Below are 16,713 nucleotides of genomic sequence, written 5' to 3'. Positions count from 1 at the left end.
ACAACCCGCCAACAACCACAAAGACAAACCAACCCAACCAAGGGCTTACTTAACGGAATAGCTGTTCGGGGAGGGGCAGGTGGGAGTAGCCATCCGTCGTGAAGCAGCGAGGCAGCTTGGTTACTGGATCGCGGAAGGCTAGCGCGACGGCAGTCAGCATCATGGGCTTGCCGAAGTCTTCGCCGGCGGCCGGCAGTAGTTCGGGGTACACAGGGTCCCCGTGGATGGGCACTCCAGCGGCGTTCATCTGAACGCGGAGCTGATGTGTGCGCCCGGTGACAGGCTGCAGCATGTACCGCGACACTCCTGGCTTGCCGGGGATCGGCTCCACGGAATTGAGGTACGTCAACGCATTGGGCTCAGCATCGGGAACGATGCGGGAGGCCAGTTCGCCTTCGTTCTTCTCAATGTGGTGCTCCCAGGTGGTGGGGGCCAGCCCTTTGTCGTCGGCAATTGCTTCATAGAGCTTGTCTACCTCCCGGCGGGCGAAGAGCTCCTGGTACGCGCCACGCAGGGAGGCGCGCTTGGTTAGAAGGAGAAGGCCAGAGGTCATTCGGTCCAAACGGTGGGCCGGTGTCAGTTCCTCGTTGCCAGTGGCACGACGGAGGCGGACGGTGACGTTTTCGGTGATGTGGGAGGCGCGGGGCATCGTCGCTAAGAATGGTGGTTTGTGCACCACCAGGATTCCGCTGTCCTCGTAGACCGTGCGGATCGAGTACGGCACACGGGTTTCAGGCGCTGGGCGCCGGTAGAAGAAGACATCCGTACCGGGTTGAAGTTCGTCGGACGGGTCAATGGGAGTGGCATCAGCCAGGACGACCTCCCCGTCCTTGAACCTTTTGCTCACAGCGTTCTCATTGTCGTCCGGGTGGCGGTGACGTTGGGTGGACACGAGATGCCAGATGAAGTCCCAGGCCTGAATGGGCTCACCATCCGGGACGCGGGCGCGGGTAGCGCCGAGTCCGTCGCGCGGTGGTAAAGGTGGGTACTTCTTCTGCTTCCTATCGTCCGTCACATGTACTAATTTATTCCACATGAATCTTGATGCGATTGTTGGTCAGCTTTCCCAGTTCTTCAGCGACGGTATTGGCAAGATGATTGCCGATTTCCTGTGGTCGCTCTACACCATCCTTTTCCCGGCTAACGCCCCGGGCGCTACCCCGGTAGAGATTCCTAACTAGCCTAGGAACGGATGTCGGAGCCGGCGCTACAATGGGTGGTGTCCGGTGCTTAAGCACACAAGCTGTAGCGGAAAGGCACGCTCATGAGCCAGCAAAAAGCCGTCGTCGTCGCTGTTGATGGCGGAGAACCGTCGAATAATGCCGTCCGTTGGGCGGCCAACACTGCGAATAAGCGTGGGGTGCCGCTTCGTCTTGCGTCCTCCTACACCATGCCGCAGTTCCTCTATGCGGAGGGCATGGTCCCGCCGCAGGAGCTTTTCGACGATTTGCAGAGGGAATGCCTGCACAAGATCGAGGAAGCCAAGAAGCTCGCGCTTGAGGTTGCTCCTGATCTGGAGATCGGCCACACCGTGGTCGAGGGCTCCCCGATCGACATGCTGCTGGATATGTCGAAGAGCTCCACGATGATTGTCATGGGCTCCCGCGGTTTGGGTGGCCTGTCCGGCATGGTGCTGGGCTCCGTGTCCGCTGCTGTGGTCTCCCACGCTTCCTGCCCGGTCGTGGTGGTGCGTGATGACAATGCGGTGACGGATGAGACCAAGTACGGCCCGGTCGTTGTTGGTGTGGATGGCTCTGAGGTTTCCGCGAAGGCAACCGAAGTTGCTTTTGAGGAAGCCAATGCACGTGGGGCAGAGCTTGTTGCTGTGCACACGTACCTGGAGAACCAGATGCATGATTCCGTCTCCGGTGCGATCCTGGGGGATAACCAGTGGAAGCGCTTCGAGGAAGAGCGTGAGCAGAAGCTTGATGCGGCGCTCGCCCCTCTGATGGCGAAGTACCCGGATGTGACCGTGACCAAGGTGATCACGCGTGACCGTGCGGTCCGCGCGCTGGTGGACCAGGCGGAGAAGGCCCAGCTGCTCATCACTGGTTCGCACGGCCGTGGTGGTTTCAAGGGCATGCTCCTTGGTTCCACGTCGCGTGCGCTGCTGCAGGCGGCTCCGTGCCCGATGATGGTGGTTCGTCCGGAGATCCTGCCACAGTAAAAGCGCACCAAGCACTTAGCCAGCTGAAAAGCTGAAACGTTATACAACCGTGGGTAAATCGTTGCCCGCGGTTGTTTTTTCGCACGCATAATGGGTTGTTGCGCGTGCAAGTACGCGCTGAGATTGCGGAAACGCAGAAAACGCAAAGTTATCGGTATTTAAGGAGTACTAATAATGACTATTTCTATGGGTTTCATTGCTTGGATCGTTATCGGCGGTATTGCTGGTTGGATTGCGTCGATGATTATGAATCGCGATGAGTCGATGGGCATCATCGCCAATATTGCCGCCGGTGTTGTCGGTGGTTTGTTGGGCGGTTGGATCCTTTCCGCTTTCGTGGATGTGGAGAGCAAGGGTCTGTTCTTTAGTTTCCTGACCTGTATCTTCGGTGCGGTTATTGTGCTGTGGGTGCTGAATAAGGTGACGGGGAGTCGTCGATAAGCGAGAGCTTTTTGCTCCCACCCGTTGAATGAACGTACCGGTTTGTCTATATTGAGGGGCGTGACCCAGGACAGTTCCTCAACCTCGAAGAAGAAGACGCCGACGCGCCGCCGCAACAGACCGAGCCCGCGTCAGCGTCTTTTGGATGCGGCGACCAAGCTGTTCACGGAGGAAGGCATCCGTGTCATTGGTATTGACCGGATCTTGCGCGAGGCTGATGTGGCTAAGGCCTCCCTGTACTCGTTGCTGGGGTCGAAGGACAACCTGGTGATTGCTTATCTGGAGCAGATGGATGAGCAGTACCGCACCCGCTGGCGTGACAAGACCGCCACGATGATTGATGCGGATTCGAAGATCCTGGCGTTCTTCGACATGGCTATTGAGGAGGAGCCGCAGAAGGACTTCCGCGGATCCCCATTTATTAACGCTGCCGCGGAGTATCCCCGCCCGGAGACGGACTCGGAGCGCGAGATTGTGGACACGTGCGTGGCCCACCGCGAATGGATGCACGGCACGATGACGGAGCTGTTGAACAAGAAGAACGGCTACCCGTCAGAGGATCAGGCTAGCCAGCTGCTCATCTTCCTGGATGGCGGCATGACGGGCGCGCGGATTACTCGGGATGAGGCTCCGTTGGTGACGGCGAAGGATCTGGCTCGTCAGATGCTGTCGGTTCCGCCGCCGGATTACTCGATTTAGCCGCAGCTCTTTCTTCTCTTCTGCGCTGCCATTCGGCCTTGCGCTTTGCGGATTGCACCTCGCGCTTTTGCTTCGCGACGGTCTTCTTGTGCGCCTTCTTTTCCTTCCGCTCAAGCTTTTCGGTTTTCTTCTCGTGCTTGTTTTCGCGGCGCACGCGGGGCAGCGTCCAGGGGCGGGTGAGGGCGACGAGGAAGCGGCGGCGTCGTGAAGCACTTGGCTCGGTGACGGTGCCGCGGGTGGTCTCGATGTGCTCGATGTGTTGGTCTTCCAGCGGGTAGCGGACGGACAGCGCCCACCAGAGGATGATGGTTTGAATCAGCGTCCACAGGTTGCCCAAGAACCAGTACATGAGCAGGGCGATGGGGATCAGGCCGGTCATGCCGACGATGCCCAGCATGATGGGGATGATGAAGAGCATCCACCACATGAGGTGGTACACCTTGACGGACATGTGGGCGTCCCAGTCGAGGTGTACGCGGGAGCGGAGCTGGGAGACGAACGTGTTGAAGGTGGTAAACGCGATGGCGCTGATGAGCATCGGGATAGCCACCGCGCGCACCTCAGAGCTGGTTGTGCCGAGCGCCGCGAACTGTTCGGAGCTCATGCTCACGTAGGCGGGCAGCGGAACGCCGAGGAAGGACGCCTGGAGGAATCCGGCGATGTCATCCGGCGTGAGCAGGCCGATGTTGGAGCCGGTGCGGCCGTTTTCGGGCACGGACATCCACAACAAGAGGCGGTAGAGGCCCAGGATGAAGGGGATCTGCACGAGAGGCGGGATGCAGCCGGTGACCGGGTTGTAGCCGTACTCTTTGTTGAGTTTCTTGAGGGCTTTTTCGTGCGCCTCGATGTCGTCGACGTCGAGGGATTCGCCGTATTGCTCTTCGAGTCTGGCCTGTTCAGGGCGCATCATAAGCATCATGCGCGAGGATTTGAAGATAGACCAGTTGAAGGGCACGAGGAAGCCACGCACGGTGACCACGAGCAGGAAGATGGAGATCACCCAGGCGGTATCCGGGGAGACGGTGAAGATGTCGGCGAGGAGCCAGTGCCAGAACTTCATCACCGCGGATACCGGGTAGACGAATGCTTCGATCATGGGGTTCGTCTCTCCTCGGTTGGTCGCGGTTAGTGCTGCGTTAATGTTAGGGCATGTCTTCGAGGACGGTGAATACGCGCGAGGTGATCGGCGAGGTGCTGCTCACGCTCGGCGTGCTGTTGTTGCTGTTCGCGTTCTATGAGGCGTACTGGACCAACCTCGACGCGGGCCGCAAGCAATCTCAAGCGCAGGAGCAGCTTAACGACGCCTGGACCAACCCCCGCACCAACCACACCCCCTCCTTGGGCGATGCCTTCGCGGTGTTGCGTATCCCCGCATTCGGTGCGGATTACCAGTACGCGGTGGTGGAAGGCACTGATGATGCTGCGCTGTTGACGGGGCCGGGCCACTACTCCGACACCCAGATGCCGGGTGCGCCGGGCAACTTCGCGTTGGCGGGCCACCGCGTGGGCAAGGGCGCTCCGTTTAATGATCTGGGCCGGCTGAAAGCGTGCGATGAGATCGTGGTGGAAACACGCGAGGCCACCGTGACATACCGGGTCCTGCCGATGGAAGGCGGGGCTGGCCGCCGCGGGGATATGGAAGGGTGTTTGTCCGGGCCGGCGCTCGATCGCGTTGCTGGTGGTGACTACGCCGGGGTGCTTGGCCGGCACATCACGGTGCCCTCGGATGTCTCCGTCATTGCTCCGCGGCCTGGTCAGCAGGGGGAGAAGGTGTCCCCCGATCTACTGCCGATGCTCACCCTGACCACCTGCCACCCCCAATTCTCCAACGCCGAACGCATGATCATCCACGCCGTTCAAACCGATATCACCCCGAAGAGGTAAGCCCCATGTACCGCGCACTGTGGAACGCCCTGCCGGGCCCGTTTCCCCTGAAACTCCTGCTCACCCTGATCATCCTCACGGCAGTGTTCTTCCTGCTCATGGAGGTTGTTTTCCCGTGGGTGGCTACCGTCATGCCGTACAACGACGTCACTACAGCCCCTGGCGCCTGATGACTTCCTCCGCCACAGCCTGCGCCTTCACCGATTCGGCCTGATTGCTGTGCACCACCACGGCCGTGGAGTCCTTGGATACGGCGTAGACGGCACCTGCCGCACTGTCAGTCCCACCGGAACGCCCACCGGACCAGCCAGCTGGACTGTCTGCAGGGGAGGTGGAGCCGACGGGGGCGGCTTCGTCCACAATCGCGCGGGCTGCCTCGGTGGAGGCGGTGTGGTGGACGGTGACCTCAAGCTGCTGTTCCTCGCCATAGGTGTAAAACACGCACGCTGGGGGCTCAAAGCGGTCGTCGATGCCGGAGCCGGTGACGCGTTGCCCATTGGCGCTCTCCACGAACTCCACGTCAAGGTAGGGGCATGGCCCGGGAGAAGGGGAGAGGGGGAGGGTGGGGGTTGGGGAAACGTCGATAAGCTCACTGCTTTCTTGCGCGCACCCAGCTAAGGCGACCGCGATGAACACGAATAGTGCGGGTAGGCTCCTCGACATGCCGTCTATGGTAACTGCCCTGAATGAATCCGCCCGCCCTCCCGTCAACCGTGCCCTGGATACGGGTATTGCGGCGCTGACGATAGCGATTCTGCTGGTCTCGCTCGGCGGCGTGGTGCAGATGAATCTCGAGCAGGCCGCCGTGCTCGTGCTACTCATCGCGGTGTTTAGCTTCATGTATTTCTTCGGCGCGATGAACATGAGGGAGCTCAACCCCATGGGGCGCTTCCTGTGGCTCGCGGGGCTCAGTGGCGTGTGGGTGGTCACCATGATGTTCGCGCCGATCGCTGTGTACTGGGTGTTTACGCTGTTCTTCCTGTACATGCGGGCGTTTAGCAACTGGGTCGGCGTCATCGGCGTGATAGTGATGCTGGCCATGTCCATCGGCTTCCAGGTGCCGCGTGGCCTCACCTTCGGTGGTGTCATGGGGCCGGCCGTCTCCGCGCTGGTGGTGGTGCTGATTACGTACGCATTCAACGTGATCGCGCGGGTGAGTGCGGAGCGTGAGGAGCTCATCGAAGAGCTCGTGACCACGCAGGAGGCCCTCGCGCTGAAAGAACGCGAAGCCGGGATCGTGCAGGAGCGCCAGCGCCTCGCCCACGAAATCCATGACACAGTGGCGCAGTCCATGTCCTCCATCCAGATGCTGCTGCATGCTGCTGAGCGCGACCTAGAAAAGACGTCACTTACCGACGAAGAATTGGCCGCCCCGCTCCGCCGCATCGAAGTCGCGCGCCGGTCGGCCTCTGACAACCTGGCTGAAACGCGCGCGATGATCGCGGCGCTGACCCCTGCGCCGCTGTCGGAGACCTCCCTGCCGGAGGCGCTGGACCGCATCGCGTCTTCTTTCGGCTATGCCGGCGATGTGGCATTTGAGATCACTACGGACGGTGAACCGCGTCGCCTGCCCATGCGTATTGAGGCCGGCCTGCTGCGCATCGCGCAAGGCGCCATGAGCAATGTGGTGAAACACGCTGGTGCCAGCAAAGCGCGCGTGACGCTCACCTTCGCGCCGGATGAGATCCGCCTCGACGTAGTGGATAATGGCAATGGTTTTGACGTCGGCGCTGCTCCCCAGCGTCCCAGCGGCCTGGGCCACATCGGGATTGATGCGATGCGCACGCGCGCGGAGGAGCTCGGAGGTGAGCTCATCGTGGAATCTGCGCCCGGTGGGCCGACCGCAGTGTCCGTCGCTATCCCTGATAGTGGTACCATCAACCGAAAGATTGAGGAGGATTCATGATTCGCGTCTTGCTTGCGGATGACCACGAAATTGTCCGCCTAGGCCTTCGTGCCGTGTTGGAAGAAGCCGATGACATCATCGTCGTTGGTGAAGTGGCCACCGCCGAAGGAGCTATTGCCACTGCCCAGGCGGGTGGCATTGACGTGATCCTCATGGACCTCCGCTTCGGGCCTGGCGCCCAGGGCGCTCGCTTAACGACGGGTGCCGACGCCACCCGCGAAATCCGCGCCACCATGGACAACCCGCCCAAGGTGCTCATGGTGACCAACTATGACACCGACGTGGACATCCTCGGTGCCATCGAGGCCGGCGCTGTGGGCTACCTGCTCAAGGACGCGCCGCCGGAAGAACTCCTCGCCGCCGTGCGTTCCACCGCCAGGGGCGACCAGGCGATGTCCCCTGTCGTGCGTGACCGCCTGCAGACGCGGAGCCGCACGCCGCGCTCCTCCCTCACCCCGCGCGAACTTGAGGTGCTGCAGCTCGTGGCCGACGGATCCTCCAACCGCGAGATCGGCCAGCAGCTCATGCTCTCTGAGGCAACCGTGAAATCCCACCTCGTTCACATCTACGACAAGCTGGGTGTCCGCTCCCGCACCTCCGCCGTCGCGTCCGCGCGTGAGCAGGGCGTGCTGTAGAAGCTGGTCTTCCGAAGCGCCTGATCGCGCAGCAGCGCCGACGGGGCCGGTTTGACTAGTCGGTTTGGCTATCGCACGTTCCCGCGATCCGCGACCTGGGGTTTTGGCGCGCGCGAATCGCCATAGTCAAACGGGCACACCGAGTAGCCGGTCATGCCGGCTACTCGATGAGGTGGTGGGCTATCTGCCGTAGAGGAGCGTCATGGCCCCGAAGGGGTGGACTGTGTTGGGGATGAGGTATCCACGCGGTGATCTCCACATTGGTGTGCCTCTGATGTTTTCCACCCTGCCCCAGTGGGGTTTGGCGGGGTCATCGTCGTTGGTTCTGTTGTGATACCTGCACAACATGGCCAAGTTGTCCATATTGGTTAACCCGCCCCTCGACCAGGCTTTGATGTGGTGGACCTCGCAGTTATCAGCCGCATGCCTGCAATCCGGCACAGGACACGTCGGCATGGTCGCCCGGGCGAGATCACGCTGCTTCTGGTTGGCGAAGCGTTGCGTGTCGTACAGGTTGACGGGTCCTTCTTGGGGGTGGAACATCGCCACTTCGAGGACGTCCCCAAAGTTCTGGGCCAAATACTCCGCACCAGTCATCGTGGTGCCATCGGTCAGCCCCAGGATGACATCATTGCCGTGACCTTTCATGATGTTGATGTGCTCGTCCAGTGGGATGAGGATCAAGGGGCGGGGTACTGCAGGGGCAATACCTGAAGGTTGATCGTCTTCGTCGGGGCGTAGGCCGATCCTTTTCATCACGTTTTCGTACATCTGCGGTCCGGCAGGACCATCCCCCAGGTTTTGACGTGCCGCGAACTCAATAGCTGCCGCGTCTTCTTCCAAGGCCATGATGATGACCGGGCGTCTCTCATCCTGGGAGCGACCAAACCGCATTGTTGGCTCCGGGACAGGCTTATCCACCTCAGGCACGATGTCCTTCGACCGGCGCTTCAACGTGTCGTAGTTGCCCGAGACGGAAAGCAGGGCCAAACGTAGGCGCCACTTCTCGGCGGGGTCCTCGATGGAGGAGATCCGGCCCTCGATGTAGACGAGCTGATCCATGGACTTCTTCGTCGACTTCGCCACCTTGATGGCGTTGGCTTGCTTACGGGTGAACTTCGTTTTGCCGTAATAGGCCTTGTGGACCTTGGTGAGTTCGGTGACTCGTGCAGGGTTGCAGCCAGCATCGAGAAGAACCTGGGCATCAAAGGATGCCAAGGTCTCGAGCGGGTTAGTCAAACCCGCCACTAAGGCTGCAAAAGAACTCATGCCATGCACGCTAAACGCAAACGCAAGAAAACGGAAGGACCAGCGAAAATGGCCTGTGGATAACGGAAAACTATCCACAGGCCGCGCGGGCTGAAGTGTGCGACAGGAAACGCGAAAAGGCCCTGTCACCAGCGGAAATGGGTCGGTTCCCTCGAAACCCAAAAAAAGTTAAAGCCCGCGCAACTATGCGCGGGCATGGGGCAGTGGATGGCTTAGGCGTGCGCCTTGCGGTACGCATCCACGATCGCGGCGGGGATCTTGCCGCGCTGGGCGATCTTTAGGCCTTGTTTGCGTGCCCAGGAGCGTACGGCGGAGGCTTCGGTCATCCGGTCATGCTCCGGTACTTCGCGGGCGGCGGCGATGTATGGCATCAGCGTCTCGTTGAAGCGGGCCAAGTTGGCATCAGACAAATCCAGCAAATAATCCTTGTTATTGAAGCTGAAATGGACGATATTCACTTCAGATTCATCAAGGGGAGTCTGATCTAGATCATCAAAATACTGGGTGATTTCCCGGCGGGCCACGATGCCTCCTTTATGTGAATTCGGCATAGAAAATATCCGAAGTAATTTTAAGACGAAAACATCATGGTGGCCAATCACTCGATTAGTTTTATTTACCGGCGAGCTTTTCTTGGATTTCGGCTGTCAGTTTGTTGATTTCCTGGTCAATAGAGTCCTGTGCCACGCGGCGCTGGGAGCCTTCCATGCGTTCGGAGTTCTCTACGGCGGCGACCAATTCGTCGATACGCACGGCAGCATCGCGGCGGAACTTGTCGTTCAGCGCGTCCGCGTTGCGGACCTTGTTGCGGATGGTCTGCAGGCGCCCCTTCAGCTCGGTGCCCTGGTTGGAGTAACGTGCAGCGTCCGTCGTGGGCAGGCCGGCGGCGCGGGCGCGCTCATTGGTCTGGTTCTCCTGCCACGCCGTTACTGCGCGGTATACCAGCGGCACCAGCACCGGAATGAGGATGCGGGATGCGCCCACGAGCTGCTTGGCCTTCTTCTTGGTCAGGCCGGATTCCTCGATCTTCTTCAGCTCCGTCTTGGCCATCTTCTCCGCGTGCTTCTGCTTGCGCTTGAGGCCCTGCTTTTCTTCCTTAATCAGGCGCTTTTCTGCGCGATCGAGCAGTTTGGCGGTCTGCTTATCGGCTTTCGCCTCTTCCTTCGCCAGCTGGCGTGCTTTTGCTTCGGCGGCCTTGATCTCAGCCTTGGTCTTCGCGCGGGCCTTGCGGATGGATTCAAACAGTCCCATGGGTATGCCTCCTGGTGAGGTGTATTTGTTCTTGATTCTCCGGTTCAACTTTACCCATCTTGAGCCGTTAGGCTTGGCGGTGGTGGAAAGAATAGATCGTGATGAGACGTCTCTGGTGCGCGCGAGTGACCTTGTTGGCTGTAGGTACCGGCTGCGCCAGCGTTTAACCCACCCTTCGATTCCGCCGTTGCCGGATGCAGTGGAGCGGCAGCCTCAGATCGATGCCGGGCGGGCGGCGGTGTTTGGGTTGTTGCCGAGGAAGAGGGCGGTGGGGGATGGGCGTCGAAAAGCATTTTCTGCTGTGCATCTTGACCCCTCTTTGCCTACAGGTGAGCTCGAGGCCGCAACGCGTACCGCCATCAAGAACCGCGCGACTTTGATCGTGGATGGGGCGCTGACCGGCACGATCGATGGGGTGGCGGTGCTCGCGGAGGTGGACATTCTTGTGCGGCAGGAGGATGGCACCTACATGCCGGTCATCGTGTCGAACCACCGTGTGGCGCGCCCCGCCCCGACGCACACCGCGCGGTTCATTCCCACCCGTCGGCTTGGCCTTGGCGCGCCCATGGAGGTCGGCGCGAAATTACGGCACCACACGGTCGACGGTTACCGCATGGCGCTCGCGCATGTGCTTCTCGACGCCCACTCCTCCGGCACCGCCGCCGCCGTCGGACAAGACCGGGAACGCGCGTACGTGGTCGATCCGGCGACGTACGTGAAGCCTCTGCGTGACGCATTGGCGCAGCCCACTCCCACGGAACCACTCCGCCTGAAACAGTGTGCGAGCTGTAGGTACTGGAAGTTGTGTGCGCCGGAATTGAAGGCGATGGACGAGATTTCCTTGGTGTTTCCCGGCCAGCGGGCTAATCCGTTGCGGGAGCGTGGCATCACCACCGTTGCCGGGGCGATCGCGGCCGGCCTGGGGGAGCCCAGTCAGATCGCGCGTGCCTGGCGGGAAGGCATTCCAGTGTTGGCGCGCACTGATTTCACACCGCCGCCGGAACTGCGCGCGGACGTGGAAGTCGACGTGGATGTGGAGGCCTACCTGGACCAAGGCGCCTACCTGTGGGGTGCTTTTGATGGCAGCACCTACCGCGGCTTTGCCACGTGGGAAGACGTTGGTGGTGCGGACAATACAGCTGAGGAGGCTAACTTCCTCGCCTTCTGGTCCTGGCTGCAATCCGTGCGGGCGGCAGCGCACGCCGAAGGCAAAACCTTCCGCGCGTACTGCTATGCGGCGGGTGGGGAGAACCACTGGCTCATGGCATCCGCACGCCGCTTTGCCTCTATTGATGAGGCTGAAGTCCGCGCCTTCATTGCCTCTGATGAGTGGGTCGATGTGTTTGCTTCCGTTCGTCGCCACCTGGTGGGCACGGAAGGCTTGGGGCTCAAAGTGGTGGCGCCCGTTGCTGGGTTCAACTGGGACGATGAGGACATGGACGGCGAACGTTCCGTCGCCCTTCGCCGCGAAGCCCGCCACGGCAGCACCCGTGCTCGCGAGACCCTTCTGCGCTACAACGAGGATGACTGCCGCGCCACCGCCGCAGTGCGCCACTTCCTCAGCGCGGGCGCGCCGGGGATTCCGCGGTTGAATTCACTGGACTGAGCTCACTGGGCTGAGCGCTTCACCGTCAGTGCCAGCCACACGGCGATGGCCACCAGTGCCACCGATAGCCCCGAAATCGCTGCGACGAACCCAGCCCAGCCGGTGTGCTGGAACAACAGGGCGGTCAGGGCTCCCAGTGCGGAGGACCCGACGTAGTAGAAGAACACATATGCGCTCGACGCCTCGGCCCGATCCCGCGTGGCCAGCTGCCCCACCCAACCGGAGGCCACCGAGTGCATGGCAAAGAAGCTTGCGGTGAAAAGCAACAGGCCGGTGAGCGTGACCCACAAGTTGCCACTCAGCAGCGTGGTTGCGCCGAGGAACATGAGGGTTGCGGCGATGACGAGCACGCGGCCGCGGCCAGCGCGCTGGACATAGTTGCCGGCGCGCGCAGAGGACCACGTGCCGGACAGGTACATCAGATACGCCAAGCCGGCGAGAGCCGGCGGCAAGCCAAAGTGCTCCACCGCACGGAACCCGAACATGTTGTACACGGACACGAACATACCCATGCCCAAGAAGGCAGTGCCGTACAAGCAGGCCAGACGCCAGTCGGTGAGGTGGCGCAACATGGCGGAGACCTCGTTCCGCGGGTTGATCGCCTTCGGGGTGAACCGCTTCTGGGCCGGGAGCAGCGCCCACATGATCAGGCTGAAAACCAGCGCTGTTGCGGCGCCGGCGAACATGGCCCAGCGCCAGGTGGTTACCTCGAGGGCGAAGGCGGGGATGAGGCGGCCCAGAAGGCCGCCGATGGAATTGCCGGCCACGTACAGGCCCATGGCACGGGCGGCATCGCGGGAATCAATCTCCTCTGCAATCCACGTCATGGCCACCGCTGGTGTTCCGGCGATGAGGCAGCCCTGGATGAAGCGCATGGCAATGAGCTGATGGCCCGTTTGCGCCAGGGGCAATGCCAAGCCCAGTGTGGTGGCCAGGAGAGCGGAGATAACAAGGACGCGTCCGCGTCCAAACCGCTCTGACAGGATCGACGCGGGCACCACGCACAGCGCTAATCCCCCCGTTGTGGCGGAGATTGTCCACGCGGCTTCCCCCTCCGTCATGCCGAGTTCTGACGTCAACACCGGCAGCAGAGCCTGGGGCGCGTAGAGGGCATTAAATATGGCTAGACCTGCGAAAAGCAGGGCTACTGATGCGCGATGGTACTCCGGGGTACCTTTCCGGATCCCCTCTCGCATGGACACCTCGCAAAAATATTTCGAATTAGGTCTTGTTTAATTAGGGCAGCCTTACCTATACTGGCTATCGAGATCGGGTGAACCGAATCTCGTTGCGAAAATCAGGTTACGCTTTCCCGGATTCCTCCAGCTCCGAGAAAACGTGAAGGGACCGCCACATTCTGGGTAGTGGCGGTCCCTTTCATTGTGCCGCGGGGTGGCGGCATGCGGGGGGCCGTCGTTAAGCAGAAGCCTTAGCAAAACGCTCAGCAACGTCGTCCCAGTTGACAGCGTTCCAGAAAGCCTTGGCGTAGTCAGCCTTCACGTTCTTGTACTGCAGGTAGTAAGCGTGCTCCCACATATCCAGCATGAGAACCGGGGTGAAGTCAACGGAGATGTTGCCCTGCTGGTCAGTCAGCTGCTGGATGACCAGGCGGCCAGCGATCTTGTCGTAGCCAAGCACTGCCCAGCCAGAACCCTGGATGGACAGAGCAACGCCCTCGAAGTGCTTATGGAAAGCCTCGAAGGAGCCGAAGTCACGGTTAATAGCCTCAGCCAGCTCACCAGCCGGTGCGCCGCCACCGTTCGGGGACATGTTCTTCCAGAAGACGGAGTGGTTGGTGTGGCCGCCCAGGTTGAACGCCAGGTTCTTGGACAGGGCGCGCAGCTTGTCCGGGTTAGCGTCACCGTTACGCTCAGCCTCCAGTGCCTCCAGAGCAGCGTTGGCGCCAGCCACGTAGGTGGCGTGGTGCTTGCTGTGGTGAAGCTCCATAATCTCGGCGGAGATGTGCGGCTCCAGCGCGTCGTATGCGTAGGGGAGTTCAGGAAGTTCGTAAACAGCCATTGGTGAACCTTTCATTCGGGTTTGTTCTTACTCGGCCCATGATAGGCAAAAGCGCAGGAGCGGGTTGTGGGGCTGATGGCGGCGCTCGATTTTTCTTACACAGCCGATCGTGTGACCTGGGGCGTTGCGGTGAGGGAAGCATGAAATGGTGAGATTTCTCGAGGGGATCCGATAACAATAGGACCCATGGCTTTCTTCTTCGGACGTACCCCGCACCTCGTGGCCCCGGACGCAACCCTGCCCGGCCGGGCAGAACCGGTGTTGCCCAACCCACTCCCGCACGCAGTGTTGGGCACCCCGATTACCGGCCCGTGGCGTGAGGGGCAGAAGCGCCTCTTGGTGGGCATCGGATGCTTCTGGGGTGCAGAGAAAATCTATTGGCAGACCCCGGGTGTGGAGTCCACGTCAGTGGGCTACGGCGGTGGCACCACCCCGAATCCGACGTATGGGGAGGTGTGCTCGGGTTCCACGAACCACGTGGAGTTGGTGGAGGTTATCTACGACCCGGCACAGGTCAGCCTCAAAGAATTAGTCAAGATCGCGCTGGAAGCCCATGACCCGACGCAAGGTTTCCGTCAGGGCAATGATGTGGGAACGCAATACCGCTCGGCGTTTTACACCTCCGGCCCAGACGCGGAGGAAGAGGCTGAACTCATCCGCGGGTGGATCGCGGACTACGGCAAGGACTTGGCAGCGGCTGGTTTTGGGGCCATCACGACGGAGGTGGCCAGCAACGTGGACTACTACCTCGCCGAGGATGAGCACCAGCAGTACCTGCACAAAGTGCCTAATGGGTACTGCCCGCACCACTCCACAGGGGTGGCCTGCGGGATCTAGTCCGTGCCGAAGGTCTCTTTCGCAGTCTCCTTGGCAGCACCCGCGGCGGTGGCGCGAAGGCGTGTGGAGTCCTGCATGATCCAGCCATGGATCCGGCGGATCGCGTCGGCGGAGAAGCCGGTGTCCAACACGGCATTCCAGTAGGCCACTGTTTCTTCGTGGTACTGGTGGCCGTGGCCGCCGGGTGGGTTGAGGGAAATCAACTGGTCAACGCCCACTTGCCAGCCGGTGATAAAGGGCATCCACCGCATGGATTGGGGCACATCAAGGTGCTGTGCGGCCGGGGCTTTGATGCCGCGGGAACCGGGCTCGCGCAGCCAGTCCGGTTGGTTGAAGAACAAGCGCCAGTCCCACCACACCACGGGGTCAGAGGCGTGCTGGGCGAAAACGGTGCGGGGGAATTCCCACTCTTGCTCGTACCCAGAGCCATCAAAGGTGTGGTGCAGGTGGTCCGGGTGGGCAGCGAAACGGATATTGCGTCCGCCGTCCACCACGGGCAGACGTTGGGGGCTGCCTGGGTCGCGCCGGCGGGTGAGCTCAGCGATGTTGCGGGTAAATCCCGGGGCGCCGGTGAACACGCCGCCGTCCACGGTGGAGATGAGCTGCTCAACGCTATCGAAGGAATCGGTCAAGCCGTAGGCGCCTAAGGATTCACCGCCAACATAAAGGAGGGGGCGCTTATCCTCAGGCATCGCGTCCAACCGTTTCTTCACCGCTGCGAGCAGCGTTTTTGCGCTGCGGACAGGCACTTCACGGTCCGAGGCATAGGAGTACGCCGAGGGCATGAAGGAATACTGCATGGCCGCGATGGCGCAATCGCCTTGGCTAAGGAATTCAAAGCCGGAGGTGTGGAAATCATTGATCCAGCCGGTGCCGGCGGAACTCATCACGGCGATGTGTTTGCGGGACCAGGCATCGGTGCGGTCCATCTCCCGCAGCACCATCTCAGCCTGGTGCTCAGGCGTGCGGTTCTTCAGACCGATGAACACGCGAATCGGCTGTTTGACCTCAGAGACAGGCACGCCAAGGACCTCGGCGATATCGTGCGGGCGCGGCCCACCCGCCACGACGGCACGGCCCTGGCGGCCAAGGTACTTCCACTTTTCCAAGGAAGCGGGGGAACCGGAACGCTCCCTTTCCCGGGGCTTTGCCGCGCCGGGAAGGAACTCGCGGTTCAAGGCATCAGCGTTGCGGTAGGCGCTGTTGAGGATCTGGCGGATCACCACCTTGTCCGTCAGCACCGCTCCCAGCGCGCCCATGCCGGCGATGGCCAACGGCCACGACACTACTGGTGGCATCCACCGGCGTAGCTGCTGGTTGAAGCGCTTCGTGGACATTTGGATACCTTCGCCGACCAGCAGCAACGCACCGTAACCGAGCGACCCCAGGGCAATGCCAGCCAGGGTTTGGAGGGGACCCCGGTTGTGGGATTCTTCGACGAGGCGTTCGTGCTCAGAACGTCGTAAAGCAGCTGTGAGATACGTGCCCACAGTGACTGTGCCCATGGCGAACTGCACGAACGGCGCTGTTTTTTGGCGCAGACGACGGGCCTTCGTCCACCCGAACGCATCGCTGACACCCGTGATCAGATTGGCCAGGCCCACGCCCACCGAGTGCCCAGCGGCCTGGCCAATAGCCACATTCGCCGTGGTCACCCACCATGGGTGCGGGAGCAGCGACGGCGAAATCGCGCTCCACGCGGCGACCTCCGCGCCCAGAATGCCCGACGTGAAGTTCTCCGGCAGCCGGCGCAGACCCGACATGCGCACCATCGGCGTGAGATCAGCAAACAGCTCCACGGCATACAGCGGGGCGCGCACGGCACGGCGGCGAGGTCGCAACTTCTTCAGAGCATCCCGCGGAGACTTGAACATAAACACATTGTGGCAAATCAAGCGGACACGCGGTCAACAAAAGGTGAACAGCACGTGATCAATGCGTGATAACTCGGTGTTTTCCCACCGTGCACTCGACGTTTGTACCCACCCGGCCTACTCTG

At 61.2% G+C, this 16,713-nt stretch carries 19 protein-coding genes; 10 read left to right on the top strand and 9 right to left on the bottom strand.

The genetic code is table 11. From position 1 onward, the window contains the following. Positions 1 to 49: 49 nt before the first annotated feature. A complete protein-coding gene (locus L8U60_RS09815; protein ID WP_269966194.1) occupies positions 50 to 1,036 on the bottom strand; it encodes a pseudouridine synthase in 987 nt (328 codons plus the stop codon). Between L8U60_RS09815 and L8U60_RS09810 the strand changes: the two genes are divergently transcribed. The 4 genes from L8U60_RS09810 (at position 1,035) to L8U60_RS09795 (ending at position 3,307) form a co-directional block, all read left to right on the top strand. Continuing rightward, positions 1,035 to 1,181: a hypothetical protein gene (locus L8U60_RS09810; RefSeq protein ID WP_269966193.1), complete on the top strand. Its 147-nt coding sequence runs from the start codon at positions 1,035 to 1,037 to the stop codon at positions 1,179 to 1,181. The two genes, L8U60_RS09815 and L8U60_RS09810, sit on opposite strands and share 2 nt — an antisense overlap. A gap of 83 nt (positions 1,182 to 1,264) precedes the next feature. Next, positions 1,265 to 2,167: a universal stress protein gene (locus L8U60_RS09805; protein ID WP_269966192.1), complete on the top strand. Its 903-nt coding sequence runs from the start codon at positions 1,265 to 1,267 to the stop codon at positions 2,165 to 2,167. A gap of 174 nt (positions 2,168 to 2,341) precedes the next feature. Next, on the top strand, positions 2,342 to 2,608 hold the full coding sequence (locus L8U60_RS09800; RefSeq protein ID WP_269966191.1) for a GlsB/YeaQ/YmgE family stress response membrane protein: 267 nt from the start codon (positions 2,342 to 2,344) through the stop codon (positions 2,606 to 2,608). Positions 2,609 to 2,668: 60 nt separating this feature from the next. Continuing rightward, on the top strand, positions 2,669 to 3,307 hold the full coding sequence (locus L8U60_RS09795) for a TetR/AcrR family transcriptional regulator (RefSeq protein WP_269966190.1): 639 nt from the start codon (positions 2,669 to 2,671) through the stop codon (positions 3,305 to 3,307). Here the strand turns inward: L8U60_RS09795 and yidC are convergent. Then, the gene (gene yidC / locus L8U60_RS09790; RefSeq protein ID WP_269966189.1) at positions 3,222 to 4,403 is read right to left on the bottom strand and encodes a membrane protein insertase YidC; all 1,182 of its coding nucleotides are present in this window, start codon (positions 4,401 to 4,403) and stop codon (positions 3,222 to 3,224) included. The two genes, L8U60_RS09795 and yidC, sit on opposite strands and share 86 nt — an antisense overlap. Positions 4,404 to 4,456: 53 nt before the next feature. Here yidC and L8U60_RS09785 point away from each other — a divergent pair, with 53 nt between their 5' ends. Both L8U60_RS09785 and L8U60_RS09780 read left to right on the top strand, forming a co-directional pair. Then, on the top strand, positions 4,457 to 5,191 hold the full coding sequence (locus L8U60_RS09785; RefSeq protein WP_269966188.1) for a class E sortase: 735 nt from the start codon (positions 4,457 to 4,459) through the stop codon (positions 5,189 to 5,191). A 5-nt stretch (positions 5,192 to 5,196) separates the two neighbouring features. Next, a complete protein-coding gene (locus L8U60_RS09780; RefSeq protein ID WP_269966187.1) occupies positions 5,197 to 5,361 on the top strand; it encodes a hypothetical protein in 165 nt (54 codons plus the stop codon). Here L8U60_RS09780 and L8U60_RS09775 read toward each other — a convergent pair. Beyond that, entirely contained in the window at positions 5,342 to 5,854 is a 513-nt protein-coding gene (locus L8U60_RS09775) for a DUF2020 domain-containing protein (protein ID WP_269966186.1), read from the bottom strand. The genes L8U60_RS09780 and L8U60_RS09775 overlap by 20 nt on opposite strands. On the opposite strand from L8U60_RS09775, the gene L8U60_RS09770 reads away from it, so the two are divergent. Beyond that, positions 5,853 to 7,097, top strand: a complete 1,245-nt coding sequence (locus tag L8U60_RS09770; protein WP_269966185.1) for a sensor histidine kinase — start codon at positions 5,853 to 5,855, stop codon at positions 7,095 to 7,097. The genes L8U60_RS09775 and L8U60_RS09770 overlap by 2 nt on opposite strands. Next, positions 7,094 to 7,732, top strand: coding sequence for a LuxR C-terminal-related transcriptional regulator (locus L8U60_RS09765; protein WP_269966184.1), 639 nt, complete (start codon positions 7,094 to 7,096; stop codon positions 7,730 to 7,732). Before L8U60_RS09770 ends, L8U60_RS09765 begins: the two co-directional genes overlap by 4 nt. A gap of 180 nt (positions 7,733 to 7,912) precedes the next feature. Here the strand turns inward: L8U60_RS09765 and L8U60_RS09760 are convergent, their stop codons facing one another. The 3 genes from L8U60_RS09760 to L8U60_RS09750 form a co-directional block, all read right to left on the bottom strand. Continuing rightward, positions 7,913 to 9,001, bottom strand: a complete 1,089-nt coding sequence (locus L8U60_RS09760) for an HNH endonuclease signature motif containing protein (protein WP_269966183.1) — start codon at positions 8,999 to 9,001, stop codon at positions 7,913 to 7,915. Between the two features lie 212 nt (positions 9,002 to 9,213). Then, the gene (locus L8U60_RS09755) at positions 9,214 to 9,525 is read right to left on the bottom strand and encodes a histone-like nucleoid-structuring protein Lsr2 (RefSeq protein WP_269966182.1); all 312 of its coding nucleotides are present in this window, start codon (positions 9,523 to 9,525) and stop codon (positions 9,214 to 9,216) included. A gap of 88 nt (positions 9,526 to 9,613) precedes the next feature. Continuing rightward, entirely contained in the window at positions 9,614 to 10,252 is a 639-nt protein-coding gene (locus tag L8U60_RS09750) for a DUF6474 family protein (RefSeq protein WP_269966181.1), read from the bottom strand. An 82-nt stretch (positions 10,253 to 10,334) separates the two neighbouring features. On the opposite strand from L8U60_RS09750, the gene L8U60_RS09745 reads away from it, so the two are divergent. After that, positions 10,335 to 11,858, top strand: coding sequence for a TM0106 family RecB-like putative nuclease (locus L8U60_RS09745; RefSeq protein ID WP_269966180.1), 1,524 nt, complete (start codon positions 10,335 to 10,337; stop codon positions 11,856 to 11,858). Positions 11,859 to 11,860: 2 nt separating this feature from the next. Here the strand turns inward: L8U60_RS09745 and L8U60_RS09740 are convergent, their stop codons facing one another. Together L8U60_RS09740 and L8U60_RS09735 are read right to left on the bottom strand one after the other, a co-directional pair. After that, complete coding sequence (locus tag L8U60_RS09740; protein ID WP_269966179.1) at positions 11,861 to 13,054, bottom strand: MFS transporter; 1,194 nt, start codon at positions 13,052 to 13,054, stop codon at positions 11,861 to 11,863. A gap of 220 nt (positions 13,055 to 13,274) precedes the next feature. Then, a complete protein-coding gene (locus L8U60_RS09735) occupies positions 13,275 to 13,877 on the bottom strand; it encodes a superoxide dismutase (protein ID WP_269966178.1) in 603 nt (200 codons plus the stop codon). 186 nt (positions 13,878 to 14,063) lie between these two features. Between L8U60_RS09735 and msrA the strand changes: the two genes are divergently transcribed. Next, positions 14,064 to 14,714, top strand: coding sequence for a peptide-methionine (S)-S-oxide reductase MsrA (msrA, locus tag L8U60_RS09730; protein WP_269966177.1), 651 nt, complete (start codon positions 14,064 to 14,066; stop codon positions 14,712 to 14,714). Here msrA and L8U60_RS09725 read toward each other — a convergent pair. Further along, the gene (locus L8U60_RS09725; protein WP_269966176.1) at positions 14,711 to 16,588 is read right to left on the bottom strand and encodes an alpha/beta-hydrolase family protein; all 1,878 of its coding nucleotides are present in this window, start codon (positions 16,586 to 16,588) and stop codon (positions 14,711 to 14,713) included. The genes msrA and L8U60_RS09725 overlap by 4 nt on opposite strands. Between the last annotated feature and the right edge of the window lie 125 nt (positions 16,589 to 16,713).

Origin of the sequence: Corynebacterium meitnerae (assembly GCF_027570075.1) — a bacterium.
GTDB classification, from domain to species: Bacteria; Actinomycetota; Actinomycetes; order Mycobacteriales; family Mycobacteriaceae; genus Corynebacterium; species Corynebacterium meitnerae.
This window is presented reverse-complemented; position numbering and strand designations above follow the sequence as displayed.